The sequence below is a fragment of the Hymenobacter sp. UYAg731 genome (assembly GCF_054061335.1).
Genome location: NZ_JBSSEC010000005.1, coordinates 344987 through 363539 on the forward strand (window position 1 = coordinate 344987; position 18553 = coordinate 363539).

At 61.7% G+C, this 18553-nt stretch carries 13 protein-coding genes; 6 read left to right on the plus strand and 7 right to left on the minus strand.

The window, feature by feature from the left end; all coding sequences use genetic code 11:
* Positions 1-35 precede the first annotated feature (35 nt).
* The 3 genes from ACVWYF_RS17350 to ACVWYF_RS17360 all read left to right on the plus strand — a co-directional run bounded on the left by ACVWYF_RS17350 (position 36) and on the right by ACVWYF_RS17360 (position 3607).
* Positions 36-1880 (plus strand): ABC transporter ATP-binding protein, encoded by a 1845-nt coding sequence (locus ACVWYF_RS17350; RefSeq protein ID WP_457070303.1) that lies wholly within the window; start codon positions 36-38, stop codon positions 1878-1880.
* Positions 1881-1967: 87 nt separating this feature from the next.
* The gene (locus ACVWYF_RS17355; protein ID WP_457070305.1) at positions 1968-2636 is read left to right on the plus strand and encodes a hypothetical protein; all 669 of its coding nucleotides are present in this window, start codon (positions 1968-1970) and stop codon (positions 2634-2636) included.
* A gap of 86 nt (positions 2637-2722) precedes the next feature.
* Entirely contained in the window at positions 2723-3607 is an 885-nt protein-coding gene (locus ACVWYF_RS17360) for a DUF2911 domain-containing protein (protein ID WP_457070307.1), read from the plus strand.
* 85 nt (positions 3608-3692) lie between these two features.
* On the opposite strand, the gene ACVWYF_RS17365 is transcribed toward ACVWYF_RS17360, so the two are convergent.
* The 6 genes from ACVWYF_RS17365 to ACVWYF_RS17390 all read right to left on the minus strand — a co-directional run bounded on the left by ACVWYF_RS17365 (position 3693) and on the right by ACVWYF_RS17390 (position 12304).
* Positions 3693-5633: a CocE/NonD family hydrolase gene (locus ACVWYF_RS17365; RefSeq protein WP_457070309.1), complete on the minus strand. Its 1941-nt coding sequence runs from the start codon at positions 5631-5633 to the stop codon at positions 3693-3695.
* Between the two features lie 209 nt (positions 5634-5842).
* Positions 5843-6736 carry a glycerophosphodiester phosphodiesterase gene (locus ACVWYF_RS17370; protein WP_457070311.1) on the minus strand — a complete coding sequence of 298 codons (894 nt, stop codon included), beginning with the start codon at positions 6734-6736 and terminating at the stop codon, positions 5843-5845.
* A gap of 141 nt (positions 6737-6877) precedes the next feature.
* Positions 6878-7519, minus strand: a complete 642-nt coding sequence (locus ACVWYF_RS17375) for a phosphatase PAP2 family protein (protein ID WP_457070313.1) — start codon at positions 7517-7519, stop codon at positions 6878-6880.
* A 102-nt stretch (positions 7520-7621) separates the two neighbouring features.
* A complete protein-coding gene (locus ACVWYF_RS17380; RefSeq protein ID WP_457070315.1) occupies positions 7622-8998 on the minus strand; it encodes an aspartate kinase in 1377 nt (458 codons plus the stop codon).
* Positions 8999-9034: 36 nt separating this feature from the next.
* Entirely contained in the window at positions 9035-9655 is a 621-nt protein-coding gene (locus ACVWYF_RS17385; RefSeq protein WP_457070317.1) for a Uma2 family endonuclease, read from the minus strand.
* A 48-nt stretch (positions 9656-9703) separates the two neighbouring features.
* Positions 9704-12304, minus strand: a complete 2601-nt coding sequence (locus ACVWYF_RS17390; protein ID WP_457070319.1) for a PIG-L family deacetylase — start codon at positions 12302-12304, stop codon at positions 9704-9706.
* 367 nt (positions 12305-12671) lie between these two features.
* Here ACVWYF_RS17390 and ACVWYF_RS17395 point away from each other — a divergent pair, with 367 nt between their 5' ends.
* Positions 12672-13121, plus strand: a complete 450-nt coding sequence (locus ACVWYF_RS17395; RefSeq protein ID WP_457070321.1) for a transposase — start codon at positions 12672-12674, stop codon at positions 13119-13121.
* Between the two features lie 252 nt (positions 13122-13373).
* The gene (locus ACVWYF_RS17400; protein WP_457070323.1) at positions 13374-15029 is read left to right on the plus strand and encodes a S8 family peptidase; all 1656 of its coding nucleotides are present in this window, start codon (positions 13374-13376) and stop codon (positions 15027-15029) included.
* A 149-nt stretch (positions 15030-15178) separates the two neighbouring features.
* On the opposite strand, the gene ACVWYF_RS17405 is transcribed toward ACVWYF_RS17400, so the two are convergent.
* Positions 15179-15988: an SDR family oxidoreductase gene (locus ACVWYF_RS17405; protein ID WP_457070325.1), complete on the minus strand. Its 810-nt coding sequence runs from the start codon at positions 15986-15988 to the stop codon at positions 15179-15181.
* A 319-nt stretch (positions 15989-16307) separates the two neighbouring features.
* On the opposite strand from ACVWYF_RS17405, the gene ACVWYF_RS17410 reads away from it, so the two are divergent.
* Positions 16308-18533 carry a GEVED domain-containing protein gene (locus ACVWYF_RS17410; RefSeq protein WP_457070327.1) on the plus strand — a complete coding sequence of 742 codons (2226 nt, stop codon included), beginning with the start codon at positions 16308-16310 and terminating at the stop codon, positions 18531-18533.
* The last annotated feature ends 20 nt before the right edge of the window (positions 18534-18553 follow it).

Here is an 18553-nt window from a genome sequence, read left to right on the forward strand (position 1 = left end):
GCCGCGTTATAATTAGCAGAATTAGATAAGACCCGATGGCCCGTAGTGGAATGAATACCAGCGGCAGCGACGCAACCGCCGACCTGCCCAAACCGAAAGTAAACAAGGAATCCCTCAAGCGCAGCCTGCGGATTTTCCGCTACGTGCTGCCTTACAAGGGCCTGTTTGCGGTGGGCCTGATGATGCTGCTGCTCAGCAGCAGCACGTTTATGGCGTTTCCGTTTCTGGCCGGCAAGCTTATCGACGCGGCCAACCACAAGCCCGTCATCCTGCCCAACGGCATCGAGCTGGGCATCGACCGCATTGCCATCCTGTTGTTCACCATCATCGTATTTCAGGGCTTTTTCTCGTTCGGGCGCATCTGGTTTTTCACGCAGGTGAGCGAGTTCACGGTGCGCGATATCCGCAAGGCGCTCTACGCCAAATTCGTGCAGCTGCCCATCCCCTTCTTCGAGCAAAACCGCGTGGGGGCCATCACCTCACGCATTACCTCCGACGTGGGTCAGATTCAGGACACGTTTTCGCTGACGCTGGCCGAGCTCTTCCGGCAGGTATTTACGCTCGTTATCGGCATCACGGCCATCATGGTGGTGTCGGTGAAGCTCTCGCTGTTTATGCTGCTCACGTTTCCGCCCATCATCCTGGCGGCGGGGCTGTTCGGGCGCAAAATCCGCACCCTGGCCCGCACTACGCAGCAGGAGCTGGCCACCACCAACACCATTGTGGAGGAAACCCTGCAAGCCATCAACTCGGTGAAAGCCTTCACCAACGAGCAGTTCGAGGCCCAGCGCTACGGCTCGGCGCTCGACCGCGTGGTGGCGGCCGCCCTGCGCAGCAATCTGTTTCGGGGCGGCTTCGTGTCGTTCGTCATCATTGGCCTCACCGGCGGTATCATCCTCATTCTGTGGCGCGCCGCCACGCTGGTGTACTCGCCCGGCCCCGACCACCTCGAAGTGAGCCAGCTGCTCACGTTCCTGCTCTACACGGCCTTTATCGGGGCGTCCGTCGCCGGCCTCGGCGAGATGTATGGCAAGGTGCAGAGCACGCTCGGCGCGTCGGAGCGCATCCTCGAAATTCTGGACGAGACGCCCGAGCCCACCCACATCGAGCCGGCCGTGGGGCTCACGCCGGCCCGGATTCAGGGTGACATTCGCTACGAGCATGTGGCCTTCCGCTACCCCACTCGGCCCGATATCGCGGTGCTCAAGGACATCAATTTCCACATCGCAGCGGGCGAGAAAATTGCCCTCGTCGGCCCCAGCGGTGCGGGCAAAAGCACCATTGCCGGCCTGCTGATGCAGTTTTATCCGCTGAGCGGCGGCCGCATCATCGTGGACGGCCACGACGTGCAGGACTACGACCTCACGGCCCTGCGCCACCACATCGGCATCGTGCCACAGGAAACCCTGCTCTTCGGCGGCACCATCCGCGAGAACATCGCCTACGGCAAGCCCGGCGCGAGTGATGCCGAAATCATTGAATCGGCCCAGCGGGCCAATGCCTGGCAGTTCATCCAGGCCTTCCCCGAGGCGCTCGATACGGTGGTGGGCGACCGGGGCATCAAGCTCTCGGGCGGGCAGCGCCAGCGCGTGGCCATTGCCCGCGCCATCCTGAAAAACCCCGCCATCCTGATTCTGGACGAAGCCACGTCCTCGCTCGACAGCGAAAGCGAAAAACTGGTGCAGGGCGCGCTAGATGAGCTGATGGAGCACCGCACTAGCCTCATTATCGCCCACCGCCTGAGCACCATCCGCAAAGTCGATAAAATCCTGGTGATTGACGGTGGCCGCATCGTGGAAGCCGGCACCCACGAGGAGTTGAGCGAGCGCGAAGGTGGGCTGTATGCGAACCTGCTGCGGCTGCAGTTTGAGCTGACGTAAGGTTTTGATTTAGAGACACACGATTACAGCCCTTGCTTCGTTAGATTCGACGAAGTAAGGGCTGTAATTATTTCAGCAGTTGGACTCATGAAAGCAACTACATATGCTAGGTGCCAACAAAAATGGTGCATTGTTTTGCCAAACTTGGCTCCCATTGCCTGCGTTATTTTTTTACTCATAACCCCATTCATCCTTTCGGGTCGACTGAGAATGCCAGCGACGGCTGTTGTTTCCGATGAACAATTGCCCTTTACTCACTGGAAATGTTGCTACGACAGGGAAGCATTTGGCTCTGTTATCGGGCTTAGCCACGAAAACAGGCTTTCCTTTTCGATGCCTGAGAGCCCTAAAGAATTTCAAGGAACTGTAATTGCCCGAGTGGCTGCCTTGCATGAAATACGATTCACACCCGCACAAATCACTAGTTTAGAGGACCTGCCTTTCTTGGCTACAGATGTTCAACAACTTCCCAAATTTCTTGCTTTGCCTGATTTACAACGCGAGAAGCTGACTCGGATGGGCAAATTCGGCACTCTTAGCAAAACGCAGTTATCGGAATGCATAGTCGCAGCTAGGCAAGTGATGAAAGAGCACCACCAATCTTATTACATCGGCATTAAGATTGATTCTGAAACCAATATGTCTCATGCTTTTTCGTTGACTGATTTATTGGCAACGCAGAATATTCATCGATTTCATTTGAATACGCAAGTTGAGCCTTGGCAAAAAGATGAAATACAAATCCGAGGCTATTGACTTCAGTCACCCCCAAAACCCGCGCCCCAAGCGCGGGTTTCGTATTTTTACCCCCACAACAATATCATTCACCCTCTCCTTCTCTGATGAGCAAGCACTTCGCATCTTTCTCCGTCGCTGTTGCAGCGGCCGCTACCCTGCTGGCTGCTCCGGCCGCCCATGCCCAGATTGCCACGCCCCAGCCCAGCCCCAAAAGTACCGTCACGCAGCGCGTGGGCCTTACGGATATCACCATCGTGTACTCGCGGCCGGGCGTTAAGGCCCGCAACATTTTCGGCACGGTGGTGCCGTTTGGCAAGCGCTGGCGCACGGGTGCCAATGCCACCACCAGCATCAAGTTCTCGGATGATGTAATGATTGAGGGCAAGAAAGTGGCTGCCGGCGAGTATGGCCTCTACACCATCCCGAACAAGACGGAGTGGCTGGTGGTGCTTAACAAAAGCCTCAAGCAGGGCGCAGACGTGGACGGTTTCAAGGACGACCAGGACGTGGCCCGCTTCACCATCAAGCCCTACAAGGTGGCCAGCAAGGTCGAAACCTTCACCATCAACTTCACCGACATTACCCCCGCCACCGCCAACGTGGCCATGGAGTGGGAAATGACCGGCGCTAAATTCAAGGTAACCGCCGACGTGGACACCAAGGTAATGGCCCAGATTGACGAGAAAATCACCAAAGCCGCCACCCCCGCCCCCGCCGACCTGGCCTCGGCCGCCGTGTACTACCTCGACAACAACAAGGACCTGAAGCAGGCTTTGGCCTGGATGGAGAAAGCCAACGCCGCCGAGCCCACCAAGTTCTGGAACCTGAACACAGAAGCCAAAATCCGCCTCAAAATGAAGGACTACGCCGGCGCTACGAAGGCGGCCGAAGCTTCTAAAAAAGCTGCTTTGGCCGCCACGCCGCCGAACGGCGAGTACGTGAAGATGAACGAGGAGCTGATGACAGAAGCCAAGAAGATGGGCAAATAATTTTCAGTTAAAAGTTAAGAATTAAAAGTTAAAATGCCCGCCTGAATCGTCAGGCGGGCATTTTAACTTTTAATTCTTAACTCAATTAAGGCAACACCTTCAGCACGAGCTGCGAGGCGTGGGCGGGCGAATGGTACAGCCGGTGCGTGGCGGCCTGGAAATCGGCCTCGGCGGCGTTGTAGATGTTGTCGACGTACTTCTGCGGGTTGCGGTCGACGAGCGGGAACCAGGTGCTTTGCACCTGCACCATGAGGCGGTGGCCGGGCCGGAAGGTGTGCATCAGGTCCTGGACGGTGAAGGGCACGGCGGTGACCTGGCCGGGCGTGAAGGGCTCCGGCTTGCTGAAGCTGTTGCGGAAGCGGCCGCGCATCACCTCAGAGCGCACCAGCTGCTGGTAGCCGCCGAGATGCACGTTGGGCAGGTTGCGCGGGTTGTCGGGGGTGTTGTCGGGGTACACGTCGATGATTTTCACGACCCAGTCGGCATCGGAGCCGGTGGTGGCCACTTGCAGCAGCGCCTGGATGGGGCCGGCCAGGGTGAGCGGGGCGGTGAGCACGTCGGTCTGGTAGGTGAGCACGTCGGGGCGGCGGCTGGCGAAGCGCTGGTCGTCGGTCATGTACTCGCGGGTCATGCCCGTGGCGGTGGTTTCGGTAAAGGGCACGGGGTGGGCCGGGTCGCTCAGAAACTGGTCAAAATCGGAGCCGGCAGCGGCGGGCTCAAAGCTGATTTTACCGCCCGGCTGAAAGTAGAGCGTACGGTCCCGCGTCTGTTTGGGCGGCCAGGCGTCGAAGGTGCGCCACTGGTTGGTGCCCCCCTCGAACACGGTGGCTTCGGGCAGGTTCGCAATGGCCGCGCCAGGGTTGGCATCTTTGAGGTAGGATTTAAAGAACGGGGCTTCGATGTGCTGCTGGTACCACAGCGAAGGCGAAGGGCCGTAGGCCACGTTGCCCACCTGCTCGCCGGTGGTGCCGGCCCAGCCACCATGCACCCACGGCCCCCACACGAAGCGGTTGCTGAGGCCGGGGTTCTGCTTTTCGATGGCGGCATAGGTGTGCAGGGTGCCAAACAGGTCTTCCGCGTCGTTGAAGCCGCCCACCGTGAGCACCGCCGCCTTGAGGTCGTGCAGGTGCGGGCGCGGGTCGCGGGCCTGCCAGAACGCGTCGTAGTTGGGGTGCTGCACCAGGTCGTTCCAATGCTTGTACTGGCCGTGGAACTGGGTTGCATCCACGTTTTTCAGCGGGCCCAGCTGCTGGTAAAAGGCGTAGCCGTCGGGGGTGCCCATCTGGGGACCGTCGGGGTAGTGGGCCAGCGGCTGCGGACGGGGCTGGCCAAAATTGGCCCAGAAGCTCATCACGCCCGTGAGAAAAAACGCGCCATTGTGGTGGTCATCGTCCCAGAACCAGTCCGTGACCGGGGCCTGGGGGCTGGCTGCTTTCAGGGCCGGGTGACGGCTCAGCAGGCCGGCGGTGGTGTAGAAACCGGGGTATGAGATGCCCCACTGGCCCACGCGGCCATTGTTTCTGGGACCTTTCCTGGTCAGAAACTCGATGGTATCGAAGGTATCGGTGCCTTCGTCAATATCCTTACTGGTGGCGTGTCGCTCAGTGGCGGGCCGCACGTCCTCAAACACGCCCTCCGAGAGGTAGCGCCCGCGCACGTCCTGAATGACAAAAATGTAGCCTTCGCGCAGCATAAACCCATTCTGCGCGATGCGCAGGCGGTATTTGGCCGGCCCGTACGGCCCCGCCGAGTAGGGCGTGCGGTTCAGCATGAGGGGGTAGCGCACCCGGTCGGCATCGGTGGGCGCGTACACCACGGTGTAGAGTTTTACCCCGTCGCGCATCGGGATTCGCAGCTCCTGCTTGGTGTAGTGCTGGCGGGCGTAGAGCGTATCGGCGAAGAAGCTGGCCCGAAACTGCGCGTCGCTCACGCGCTGGGTGTCGGGCGGCAGCGTCAGCGACTGCGCCCGGGCGGGGGCCGCCAGGCCCACGGCCAGCAGGCCACTAATCAGCAAGGAGATTTTCACAGACAAAAGGGGAATGGGTGAGGATAACGAACGCCCAAAGTAGCGACTCGCCGCGTATTCATCGGCCGGCCGCATCCAATACCCGCTTATCCGGCAAACGTTACGGCCTTCCCCGCACTCCCTCAGGACAAGGGAACCAGTCGCGCCGGCCGCGTAACCGCACTACCGGCCCGTTACGCGCACCCCAGGCCCGGCCCCTTTTTTTGGCCCTACCGGGAGCCCCGCCCCTGCATCTGGAGCAGGCGCTTCACGTTATCTACCTCAATTTCATCGGGCTGGGTTCTGAGCACGCGGCGCAGGTCCTTGGGCGAGCGGCCACCGAACACCACTACCTTGAAACCGGCGGCGTGGGCCTGGGCGCTCTGCTCAGGTGTTACGCGGTCGGCATCGAGCACCACGGTATGCACCTTCTCCGCTTGGGCCGTTTTCAGGCCGACGGCGAATTCATCGGAGGCAATTTCGAGGCCGACCCGCACGCCCGGCATGGCGGCGCGGGCCAGCCGCACGGTGGCCCCTTCCTGGGTGATGAACAGCACCTTATCGAGCGGCGCGTGGTTCCGAACCAGGGTGCGGGCAATCTGGCGCACCAGTAGCGGGGTGCGGTCTTGCTGGTGGCCGGTGGGCAGGCACTGGTCGTCCTCGTGCAAATCGAGGTGGATGAAGGGGAAGCTGGGCCAGCGGTTGAGGCGGGCCAGCAGGGTATCGAAGGTGATGGGCCGCTCCTTCTGGATGAGGTCGTAGGGGAAGCCACCCTGGTAGCGCAGCCGGGTGATTTCGGCGGCGGTACGCTCACTCACGCAGCCGGTGCCGGTGCTGCCGTCCTGCAAATGCTGGTCGTGGTAGAGCATCACCACGCTGTCGCGGCTCATTTGCAGGTCGATTTCCACGCCGTCGGCCCCGCGTAGCAGCGCCCGCCGGATGCCGCGCCAGCTGCTGGGCGGCCGGTAGTTGAACGGGCTGATGGGTGTAAAAAAGCCGGAGCCCGCGTGGCCCAGCACCACCAGCTTCGGGTTGGCTACGGGCTTGGTGGCGGTGCAGGCCGCCAGCGTTGTTAACAGATAAAAAGCCAGCGCAACGGCGGGGAGTAAGCGGTATTTTCTCATGCAAAAGCGAAAGCCGGCACGCGCCGGTTGGGGCCTGAACGGGAATAGGCAATGGGGGTTGTAGAGACGCAATATTTTGCGTCTCTACGTGCGCGCCGTTCAAAGGAGACGTTCAACGACGAGACGCAAAATATTGCGTTTCTACACCGCCTGCATCCTGCGTGGTCTATCCAGTAGCCCGAACAAAAACGTGAGCGCCACCACCAGCCAGATGGAAAACCACACGTCGCTCAAATAATGCGCGCCCAGCACCAGCCGGCCCAGCGCGATGAGCCCCGGCAGCACCAGCAGCGGCCCCCGATACTTCGGGAAAGCCACCGCCAGCGGCCAGCACAAGCTGAAATAAGTAGCCGTGTGCGTGGACGGAAACGAGTCGTTGTGCGGGCCGGTGGCCCACAGGCCCGTGCCCTCGTAGCCGGCCCCAAACAGCACTTCGGGCCGCAGGCGGTGTACCGTGCCTTTTAGCACGTTGGCCAGCACCATACTGAACTCGTGGGTGAGCAGCAGGATGAGGAAGATGGTAGCACCGCGCCGTTTCAGGGCGTAGCGACCGATGGCAAAGGCCAGTCCCAGCGCCAGAAAGATGATGGGCAGGCCCACTACGTGCGTCATGAGCGCATCGTGAATGCGGTCGGCGGTGGCAGTGAGGGCGGCGAAGAACGGGACCGCCCCGCCGAAGTGCCCGTGGATGAACCGCGCCAGCGGCTGGTCGCCGAATAGTATCAGCAAGGCGCAGGCGGGCAGCGTGAGGGCCGTGAAAAGCAGGAACTGGCGAAGCGTCATGAATTGTAGCGCGGACGTTGTAGTCCGCGAGTCCAAACGGCGCGGGCCAAAACAAGTTTTCCTTTCCCATTACTCGCGGACTACAAAGTCCGCGCTACATTTCTATCCCAGCGCCTGGTTCAGGGCGATGATGGCCGTTTTGTAATCCTCGCGGCCCACGATGAACTGGATGTTCACCTTGCGCAGCGCAAAGCCCGCGCTGCGGATATTAATTCCAGCATCGGCCAAGGACCCGGCGGCGCGGGCCAGCAGGCCGGGCTCGTCGATGTTGGAGCCGATGAGGCAGACCAGGGCGGCCAGCTGCACGGTCACGTTCTCGTATTTGGCTTCGAGGGCGGCTACGAGCTGCGGCCGGAGGTCCTTTTCCCAGATGAGCAGCGAGATGCTGTTGGCGCTGGTGGCCTTGAAGATGTAGCTCACGCCGAGGTCGAAAAACACCTGCATCAGCGTCAGGTCGAAACCGGCCGCGCCCACCATCAGCGGGTCGTGAATGTCGATGATGACGACTTTATCGGTGCCGGTGATGACTTCGATGCGCTTGGTGGGCGAGATGTAGTCGCGGGTGATGAGCGTGCCGGGATGCTCGGGCTCGAAAGTGTTTTTGATGCGCAGGTCGATGGCGTTTATCTCCAGCGGCTTCGAGGCTTTGGGGTGGATGGCCTCCATGCCCACGTCGGCGAGCTGGTCGGCCACGTCGTAGTTGGTGAAGCCGATGGGGTGGCACTGGTCCACGCCCACCAGATTAGGGTCGGCCGAGCTGAGGTGGTATTCTTTGTGAATAATGGCCTCCTGGGGCCGCACGGCCACGGCAATCTTGCTGAAGGTGACTTCCGAATAGCCCCTATCAAACTCCCGCATAATGCCCTCGGTACCTTTGGTGTAGCCGGTGGCAATGCAGATGGTGCGCAGGAAGTCAATGTCCGTAAACGCCTGCCGGATGCGCTCGTCAATGGTTAGCGGCTGGGCGTCGTCGAAGCCGCTGAGGTCGACCAGGGTGGCGTGTACGCCCCGGTTTTGCAGGATATTCACGGAGTTGAAGGCCGAGTGGGCCTCCCCGATGGAGGCCAGGATTTCGCGGGCGGCTTGCAGGATGTTCACGCTGTTGACATAGCCGGAGGCCAGCACGTTCACGAGGCTTTCGAGGTAGGTCTGGGCCTGGTCGATGCGCTGCTGAATGAAGGCATCGGCCACGGCCAAATCCAGGCCCAGCGGCTCGTACTGCTGGTTCAGCTCCTTGAGCTGGGCGGCTACGTCTTGCAGCGGCTGGCTGAATTCCTGGCCCTGGGTGATGTGGTGGTACACGCCGGGTGCGCCGGTTTTCTTATTCTCCAGCAGCCAGTTGGTGACGTTGGCATAGGCCGACACCACAAAAATGCGGTTGTACAGCTTCTGGCCCTCGCGGCCGTGGAAGATGATGTTGTCGAGCACATCGGCGAAGGCGGTCATCGAGGTGCCGCCGATTTTTTCTACTGTGAGCACGATAATGAAAAATAGGGAAGCGGCAAAAGTAGTGTGCTACTTGCCGTGAGGCGGGGTTTCCGCGAAGATGTCGGCCCAATCCAGCTCCAACCCCGGCAGAGTGCGGCACGGAATGGAACCCGGACTGGCATATTCGCCCACCAAGCGGTAGCGGGCGGTGACTTCGTCGAGCACAAAAACGGAAATGTCGTTTTCCTGCGGCAGCACTATCCAGTATTCGCCCACGCCGGCCTCTTCGTAGAGGTCGAATTTGTCTTTCCAGTCGCGGGCCGCGGTGCGGGGCGATACCACTTCAATTATCAAATCGGGCGCGCCGAGGCAGCCGCGCGATTCTATCTTGGCCGGGTCACAGATAACGCAGAGGTCGGGCTGCACCACGGTGTAGATGGCCGCATCGGCGGTGGTGCCGGCTTTGGGCAGGCGCACATCGTAGGGGGCCACGCGCACCTGGCAGGGCTGCCTATATAGGTGGTTTGCCAGCCGACGATAAAGCTCGCCCACTAAAGCCTGATGGGCATCGGTGGGCGCGCTCATGCGGCGCATGATTTTGCCACGCAGCAACTCTACCAGCTCGGTGAACTGCCAGCTGAGGTAATCGGCGTAGGAATAGGAGCCGTTCGGGTCGAGCTGGTCGAGGGAGGTGATGGGTGCAGACATACCGTAAAAATACGTTTGATGGTTCGGAAAGATGGGGCGAAACGTAAGCTATTGCACCGGCTCCTTCCCGTAGGAAATCATGTTCGTGATAATCCGGTACGCGCCCGGTACGCCCGCCGGCAGCTCCCGAAACAGCGACAAACCGGTGTAGATGTAGTGCCCCTTGCCATAGTCCGTCACCAGAATGGCGCTTTCCTTGGCCGGCTCGCCGGGGTCGCTGCTCGAAATGACGGTCTGGTATTTCGGGTCCCATTTCGAGGGGTAGTAGAGGCCCTGCTCCTGCACCCAGCCTTTGAAATCATCGGCCGTAATCTTGTTCGGGGCGGCCAGCAGCGGGTGCTTCGAGAGCGTGACGGGGGCGTCTTCCACGGTCACCCGGTCGGAGGAAAGCGTCATCGGGTAGGGACCGATTTCGGGTAGCACGGTACCGCGGTTCACCACGTACTGCACCACCACGTTGCCGCCGGCTTCGATGTATTTGAGGATTTCGGCCTGCTTGGTTTTCAGGGCGTCGACGGTGTTGTAGGCGCGGATGCCGACCACGAGGGCATCGAAACTCTTGAGGCGGGCGGCGGTGAGGTCCTCGGGTTTCACCAGCGTTACCGAGTAGCCGATTTGGCGCAGGGCGTCGGGCACTTCGTCGCCGGCGCCCATGAGGTAGGCCACGTTCTGGCCGCGCCGCTTCAGGTCGAGCTTCACCAGCGGGGCCACGGCTTCGGGGAAGAGGAACTGCGTGGGGATGTGCGGGTACTCAATCTTCTGGATGCCGCGGGCGTAGGCCTGGCCGGCCACGGTGGCGGTGGCGCGCAGCTCGGCGCGGCCGGGCGCGGCGCCGGCCAGGGGCTGCACCTGGAAGTTCACGGTCAGCTCCTCGTCTTTGGCAGCGAGGGCGAAGGGGACGGTGGCGGGCTCGCACTTCCAGCCGGCGGGCAGGGCCAGGGCCAGGCTGCCGCTCACCCCGGCGCGCCCGGCCCGCAGCGTGACGGGCACGGTCTTGGGCTGGGCATCGGCGAAGACGTAGGAACGGGCGGGCGGCAGGTTCACCAGCACGGGCGGCACCACGGCCAGCGGCTGGTAGAGTTCGCCCAGCACGGGGTCGGTGTGCTTGTATTGAACGGGGACCATGAATTCAATTAACCCTTCCTGAATTTTAGCGCTTACATAAACGCTTGGCAAAGGCGGGTTTTCAGGTAGACCTACCAATTGCTGCTGCTCGATATTTTCGCCTGACCCAGGAATTTGCTCGAAGCCGTGTCGCCCAAATGCATATACCGTTGACGGCGAACTCCCATTCGGAATTTGCTTGGGCAACTTATACATGCCCACACTTGGCACCTCCCGGAGCCAATAAGGCTGCGAGTTCTGGACCGTATTTGACACATTAATCGACACTGGCAGCGAAAGCAACTGACCAGCAGCAAGCGTTTTATTTATTAAGGTATCGAGTTTGAAACCGTAGATATTTAAGCTCTGAACTTGAATAGCTATTGGTGAGCGGTTCACCATAGTTAATGTCACAGGAAGTTTCTGTCCCGAAGCAACAATGGCAGCAGAAGCATTTGCTTCAATGTAAAGCCCAAGGCACGCTTTAATTAGGTCGTTTATTTCAGCCAGCTTTTCCTTGTGATAAAAGCTGAATCTGCTGGGGCCTTGAATGTCTCGCGCAGTTGTAAAAACCTCCCGCACCCCTAGCAGCCCCGCCACGCTGGCGCTGGGGTTGCTCGCGTCATACTTGCGAATCACCTCCTCGATGAGTTTGCCCACGGCCGCGCCGCCAGGCACCCGGTTCCAGGTCTGGTCCACGCCTTCGAACAGGTCTTTGGTGGCTTTGTCGCCTTTCACGGGCTGGAAATACTCCAGCGCCTCGCCCCGCTGGGCGGCCGAGCCGAAGCCCTGGCTGCGGTGGTTGCTGCGGCTGCGGGCCGCGATTTCGCCGTAGCTCTGGCCCAGCAGGGGGTTGTAGCCGCCCGCGTCGAGCTTGAGGTAGCCGTCCATGTTTTCGCCGGGCTTCACGAAGAAGCTGCCGGTGTTCCAGAATAGCCGCTTGGGCTGCCAGGCTTGCACGTACTGGAGCTGTTCGGGGAAGCGCTTGGGGTCGCCGGCGGCGTCGAAGGCTTCGGCGGCGAGGATGGCGCTGGCCTGGTGGTGGCCGTGGCCGGCGCGGGCATCGGGCGGGAAGCGGGTGATGAGCACGTCGGGCCGGCGCTGGCGAATGACCCACACCATGTCGGCGAGCACCTGCTCCTTGTCCCAGATGCGAAAGGTTTCGTCGGAGGTTTTCGAGAAGCCGAAGTCGTTGGCGCGGGTGAAGAACTGCCGGCCGCCGTCGAGCCGCCGGGCCGCCAGCAGCTCCTGGGTGCGAATCACGCCGAGGCCTTCGCGCAGCTCGGGGCCGATGAGGTTCTGGCCGCCGTCGCCGCGGGTGCAGCTCAGGTAGCTGGTTTCGAGCAGGCGCTCGTTGGCCATGTAGGCAATGAGGCGAGTGTTTTCGTCGTCGGGGTGGGCAGCGATGTACATCACCGAGCCGAGGACGTTGAGCTTCTTGAGGCCCAGCAGGATTTCGGAGGAAGTGTAGGTTTTGGGGGTTTGGGCCAGGGCCACCAGGGGCAGCAGCAGCGCCGCGAGCAGCGGGCGGAGGGAACGAATCATGCGCGGGAAACCGGGTTTGAGGCCGTGAAGTTACCCGCCGAATGGTCGTCGCCCGCGCCGCCCGCCGGTCAGACCGCCCTAGGCGGTCTGACCGGTTGAAGCGAGAACGATTGGGAATGCGCGGGCTTGCTATATTTCGTGGTATGTTTCCTGACGACAACCGGTCAGACTGCCTAGGGCGGTCTGACCGGAGGACGACACCTTACTTCTACCAATCCATGCACTACGAGGCCGATTCGCTCTACCACGTTTACAATCGGGGCAACAATGGGCAGCAACTATTTTTCAGGCCGAGCACTACCATCATTTCCTGCGGCTGGTGCGGCAGCATATTGCCCCGCAGGCAAACTTGTTGGCCTATTGCCTGATGCCAAATCACTTTCACCTGCTGCTGCAACCCACGCTGGCCGGCACGCTGCCCACGCCCGGCTCGGCCAGCACCACTACGCAGCCGCTGTCGCGTGGCATCGCCCGGCTGCTCAGCACCTACGGGCAGGGCCTGAATCAGGAATTGGGCCGGCAGGGCGGCGTGTTTCAGCCTAAAACCAAGGGCAAGCTGCTTGATGGGCCATTTTGCGAAGCCGACTACCCGGCCGTTTGCTTTCATTACCTGCATCAGAATCCGGTGCGCGCCGGCCTCGCCGATTCGTTGGCGGACTGGCCGTATTCGTCTTACCGCGACTACGCGGGTTTGCATAGCGGCACGCTCTGCCAGCGCGAGTTGGGGCATTTGCTACTGGCATTGCCTATCACCCCAATGGAATTCGCACGAGAATCAGCCATGCTGATTGACCCGGCGCGGATGCACGGCCGTTAGCAGTCGCCCATTGGTCTGACCGCCCTAGGCGGTCTGACCGGTTGAAGTATGCACGTTTTAATAGAACACCGACATTACCCTAACGATGACGCCCTCCCCTTCAACCAGTCAGACCGCCTAGGGCGGTCAGACCGGCGGGCGGCGCGCAACATTGGGCGGGGCGGGCACGTCTTTGCCCTGGCTGAACTTCATTTGTGTAAAAATCGGTTTACCACCCACACCGGCCGCCCCAGCGGCCCCCTTGCTCTATTTATGACAATTCTTCCCTTCCGCCGCTGGTCGCTTTCGCTGGCCCTGCTGGCGCTGCCGGTTCTGGCCCAGGCCCAGGCGGTGAATGCCCCCGCCACCGCTCCCACCACCCCGGCCGGCGACCAAAGCGCCGCCCAGTGGTACCTCAAAGACCCGCAGCTCGACAACGTGCCCGGCGTGGGAGCCAACCGCGCCTACTCGGAAATCCTCAAAAACCTGGTTCCGACCCCCGTTATCGTGGCCGTGATTGACTCCGGGATTGATACGGCGCACGTCGACCTCAAGCCCGTGCTGTGGGTGAACCGGGGCGAAATCCCCGGCAACGGCATCGACGACGATAAGAACGGCTACATTGATGACGTACACGGCTGGAACTTCCTCGGCGCGCCCGACGGCCGCAACGTGAACGCCGAAACCCTGGAAATGACGCGCATCGTGGCCGCCGGCCGCAAGCGCTTCAAGGGCATCACCGCCAAAACCGTGAAGCCGGCCGATAAGGCGGCCTATGCGCTGTATCAGAAGGCGGAGAAAGCTTATTCGGGCCGCCTCAAGGAGGAAACCGAGCGCAGCAAGCAGGTGGAAGACATGAGCGGCCCGCTGACCCAGATGGTGACCAACATGAAGCAGGCCCTGGGCACCGACAAGCTCGACACCACCGCCCTCAAAAACGCCAACACCAGCGACCCCAACCTGAAACGCGCCGTGGCCGGCATGCTCGACATGATGCGCCAGACCGGTGCCGCCGATGCCGATGCTTTGCTGAAAGAGCTGAACGAAGGCGTGAAGCAGGAGCGCAGCATGCTGGACAATTCGCTGAACCTGGACTTCAATCCCCGCGCCGACATCATCAAAGACAACCCGGAGGACGTGAGCCAGCGCTTCTACGGCAACAACGACCTCCACGGCCCCGACCCCCTGCACGGCACCCACGTCTCGGGCATCATCGCGGCGGTGCGCACCAATAACCTCGGCATCCAGGGCCTCGCGCCCGACCCGGTGCGCATCATGATGGTGCGGGCCGTGCCCGACGGCGACGAGCGCGACAAGGACATCGCCAATGCCATCCGCTACGCCGTGGACAACGGCGCGCAGATTATCAACATGAGCTTCGGCAAGGAATTCTCGCCCCAGCGCCCCGCCGTGGAAGCCGCCTACAAGTACGCCGCCCAGAAAGGCGTGCTCCTAGTACACGCCGCCGGCAACGAAAACCACAACCTCGACGTGGCCGACAACTACCCCGCCTCGTTCTACCTCAACAACACCGCCATCCCCAACCTGCTCACCGTGGGCGCGTCCGGCCCGAAGGACAACGTGAACCTGACCGCCGATTTCTCGAACTACAGCAAGAAAGGCGTGGATGTATTTGCGCCCGGCGTGGGCATCTTCAGCACGCTGCCCGGCAGCACCTACGGCAACGAAAGCGGCACCAGCATGGCCTCGCCCGTCACGGCCGGCGTGGCGGCGGTGCTGAAATCGTACTTCCCCAAGCTCACGGCTACGGATTTGAAGCGCATCATCATGCAGTCGGCCCAGGTGCATCACACCAAAGTCCAGACGCCTGGCACCGATAAGCAGGTCGATTTCTCGACCCTATCCGTAACCGGCGGCGTGGTGGATATGTACGAGGCGGTGAAGCTGGCGCAGAAGGCGTCGCTGTAAATGAGGCACTAGATTATGCCCATAAAGTAGAACGTCATGCTGAGCGAAGCCGAAGCATCTCTACCGCAAGAGTAAATCAATTACTATCGCGGTAGAGATGCTTCGGCTTCGCTCAGCATGACGTTTTTTTTTCCCGGCTTGCACCGAGCTTACCCCACATCCACGCCCTTTTCCTCTTTTCGAAAGTGGTTCAGCACGAGCTTATCGCTCAAACCCGGCAGCCATTTGTTAAGGAAAACCACCAGCTTGCCTTGGCCCGTGAGCACGAGCGTACGCTTGCGCTGCTGCACGGCTTTGAGGATTTCGTCGGCTACGACCTCGCTGCTCATCATGGCCCCTTCGTCGCGCGGGGACTCGCCCTGCGAGGAGCCATCGGCCGCTAAGGCCGTGTTGCGGATGTTGGAGGCCGTGAAGCCGGGCGCGGCCGTGAGCACGTTCACGCCTTGGTCGAGCAGTTCCGTGCGCAGGGCTTCGAGGAAGCCATTCATGGCGAACTTGGAGGCCGAGTAGCCGGTGCGCCCCGGCAGGCCCCGGTAGCCCGCGATGCTGCTGATGCCCACGATGGTGCCTTTGCTGGCCAGCAAAGGCGGCAGGGCAAACTTGGTGGTGAACACGGTACCGAAGAAGTTGGTCTGCATCAGCCGCTTGATGACTTCCAAGTCCGCATCCTGAAAGCGGGCGCGCATGCTGATGCCGGCGTTGTTGAGCAGCACGTCGAGGCCGCCGAAGCGGGCCACAGTTTCGGCCACGGCTCGCTCGGCGGCAGCCTCGTCGCCCACATCGGCCTGGATGGCGAGGTGGGCCACGCCAGCGGCGGCCAGCGCGGCGGCGGTATCAGCCAGCTTAATTTCGTCGCGCCCGGTGATGGCCACCCGGTAGCCGGCCCGGCCGAAGGCCAGCGCGCAGGCCCGGCCAATGCCCGATGTGCCGCCGGTGATGAGAACAGTGGGAATTGCCATAAACTAAAATAATGCCCCAGCCGGGCCAGGGAGAAAGATGGGCGAATACTACCGGCAAACTTACGGCCGGCTGGTGCGATTTTTGCGCCGGATAATTAACCCTCCTTCGTGGGTTCGGGTCAGCCAGTTGCTGGCCGGATTCTGGAATGCATCAGGCGAACCAGTGCATCGGGTGGCCGATTCAGAACAGGCAATGGCCGATTGTAAAGGGACCATCCCTGCTTTCTGCTTACATTTATCCGTTGAATTCAATTGCTTTCTTTCAAAGTACCGTATGCATCCACACTTACGTTCCTGGTCCCGGTTCGCGCCGGGTTTTATGGCTGTTTTACTGGCGCTGGGCGTGAGTTCAGAGGCCGCCGCCCAAACCACTTGTCCCATTGCGGCCGTGTGTACGCCGGGCAATGCCACCAGCGGCCAGGCCAACCTTTATGGCATGGGCATTCTCAACGTTAACGTTGGGAATAACCTCATTAACAACACCACGGGCAATTACATCGATGGCTACCGTGACTACGGCTGCACCTTCAACGCGGCCCTGACCGTGGGCCAGACCTATACCATCAGCGTGCGTACCGGCCCGAACGTGAACGAGAACGTGAAGGTCTGGATTGACTACAACAACGACGGGGCCTTCACCGGCAACAGCGAGCTGGTGTTTGATGGGCCGAACAGCATTCTGCACACGGGCACGTTTGCGCCGCCGGCCACGGCCGTGCTCAGCACCAACCTGCGCATGCGGGTGTCGTCGGACTACGCGCTGGGCGTCGTGCCCACGTCGTGCTCCACGCCCCAGTACTCGCAGGTAGAGGACTACAGCGTACGGCTATCGTCGAACGTGAGCGCGCCGGTAGCAGCCTTCACCACCAGCGGCACCACCACCTGCTCCGGCACCGTGCAGTTCACCGATGCCAGCCAGAACCTGCCCACGTCCTGGCTCTGGACCTTTGGCGACGGCACTACCAGCACCCTGCAAAACCCCTCGCACACCTACTCCACGGCCGGCACCTACGCCGTGACGCTGCGCGCCACCAACGCGGTGGGCAACAGCACCAGCGCCGCCGCCGCCATTACCTACAACCCCACGGTGCCGCTGGCGGCCAGCTGCTCGCCCCAGACCACCAACTACTTTGCCAACTACGGCATCATCCGCTTTCGGCTGGGCACCATCGATAACACCTCGGCCGACGGCAGCGCCGGCTACCAGGACTTCACCTGCCCCCAGCGCACCGAGCTGATTGCAGGCGTGAGCAACCAGATGATTATTACCACGGGCGGCGTGAACCCGCACGACATCCGGGTGTATCTGGACCTGAACAACAACGGCGTTTTTGCCACCTCCGAACTAGTGTACACGGGCCTGAACACGGCCAGCCCCGGCGCCACCACCACCCTCACCCTGCCAACCGGCACCACGCTCAACCAGCCCCTGCGCCTGCGCATCATTGCCGATGCCATTGGCAACACGGCCGGCCCCTGCGTGAGCCCCGTGAGCGGCCAGGTAGAAGATTACACCGTCGTCGCCCGGCCCAACACGCTGCCGCCCATCATCAACTTCAGCTCCAACTATGTGGCCGGTGGCTGCGTGAATCCCATCCAGTTCACCGACCTCACCACCAACCTACCCACTTCCTGGCTGTGGAGCTTCGGCGATGGCACCACCAGCACGCTGCAAAACCCCTCGCACACCTATACCGCCTCGGGCACCTACAACATCACGCTCGCGGCCACGAACACCAACGGCCAGGCCAGCGTGACGCGCCTGAACGCGGTGACCATTCAGGTACCGTGCCTCACGTTCTGCGCCTCGTATGGCACGGGCGGCACCGGCCCCACCGGGCAGCAGCTGCCCAGCCCGTTCTACATCAGCACCGTGGCCATTGCCAATGCCACGCCGGCTTTCACCAACAGCACCAGCGTGGCTACGGGTGGCTACGCCAACTACACGAGCCTGGCCCTGTCGGCCAGCGTGGGCAACTCGCTCAGCCTGACCGTGGCCACCAACCTGGGCGCGCAGCACCGCACCTCGGCGTGGGTGGACTGGAACATGAATGGCACGTTTGAAACCTCCGAGCTGGTGGTGAATGGCGTGGCTGTTGCCAACACGTTCACGGCCCCCTTCACGGTGCCCGCCGGCACGGCCGGCATCAACCCCCGGATGCGGGTCATGGTGGTGGCCAACGCCACCGGCGGCACGCCCAACCCCTGCGCCACCAACCTCCTCAACGCCGAGGTGGAAGACTACCAGCTGCGCATCCTGCCCCTGGCCACCCGCGATGCCCAGGCCCTGCCCATGCTCAGCCTCTTCCCCAACCCCACCCTGGATGGGCAAGTGAGCCTGCGCCTGCCCGATGCCGGTGCCGCCGGCCTCTACACCGCCGAGGTGCAGAACGTGTTGGGCGCTACGGTGCTGCGCACGGCCCTGCGCCTGGGGCCGGCCGCCGATGCCCAGCTGGACCTGAGCGCCCTGCCGGCCGGCGTGTACGTGCTGCGCCTGCGCGATGCCAAGGGCCAGACCGCCCTGCGCCGCCTAGTGCGCGAGTAGCAACACTATTTCTTCGGGCC

Excerpts from the sequence above, each read along its gene's own strand:
- ACVWYF_RS17375 (WP_457070313.1), bottom strand. The coding sequence starts at position 7,519 with ATGACGCTTCGCCAGTTCCTGCTTTTCACGGCCCTCACGCTGCCCGCC.
- ACVWYF_RS17385 (WP_457070317.1), bottom strand. The coding sequence starts at position 9,655 with ATGTCTGCACCCATCACCTCCCTCGACCAGCTCGACCCGAACGGCTCC.
- ACVWYF_RS17405 (WP_457070325.1), bottom strand. The coding sequence starts at position 15,988 with ATGGCAATTCCCACTGTTCTCATCACCGGCGGCACATCGGGCATTGGC.
- ACVWYF_RS17360 (WP_457070307.1), top strand. The coding sequence starts at position 2,723 with ATGAGCAAGCACTTCGCATCTTTCTCCGTCGCTGTTGCAGCGGCCGCT.
- ACVWYF_RS17350 (WP_457070303.1), top strand. The coding sequence starts at position 36 with ATGGCCCGTAGTGGAATGAATACCAGCGGCAGCGACGCAACCGCCGAC.
- ACVWYF_RS17410 (WP_457070327.1), top strand. The coding sequence starts at position 16,308 with ATGGCTGTTTTACTGGCGCTGGGCGTGAGTTCAGAGGCCGCCGCCCAA.
- ACVWYF_RS17395 (WP_457070321.1), top strand. The coding sequence starts at position 12,672 with ATGCCAAATCACTTTCACCTGCTGCTGCAACCCACGCTGGCCGGCACG.
- ACVWYF_RS17400 (WP_457070323.1), top strand. The coding sequence starts at position 13,374 with ATGACAATTCTTCCCTTCCGCCGCTGGTCGCTTTCGCTGGCCCTGCTG.
- ACVWYF_RS17390 (WP_457070319.1), bottom strand. The coding sequence starts at position 12,304 with ATGATTCGTTCCCTCCGCCCGCTGCTCGCGGCGCTGCTGCTGCCCCTG.
- ACVWYF_RS17370 (WP_457070311.1), bottom strand. The coding sequence starts at position 6,736 with ATGAGAAAATACCGCTTACTCCCCGCCGTTGCGCTGGCTTTTTATCTG.
- ACVWYF_RS17355 (WP_457070305.1), top strand. The coding sequence starts at position 1,968 with ATGAAAGCAACTACATATGCTAGGTGCCAACAAAAATGGTGCATTGTT.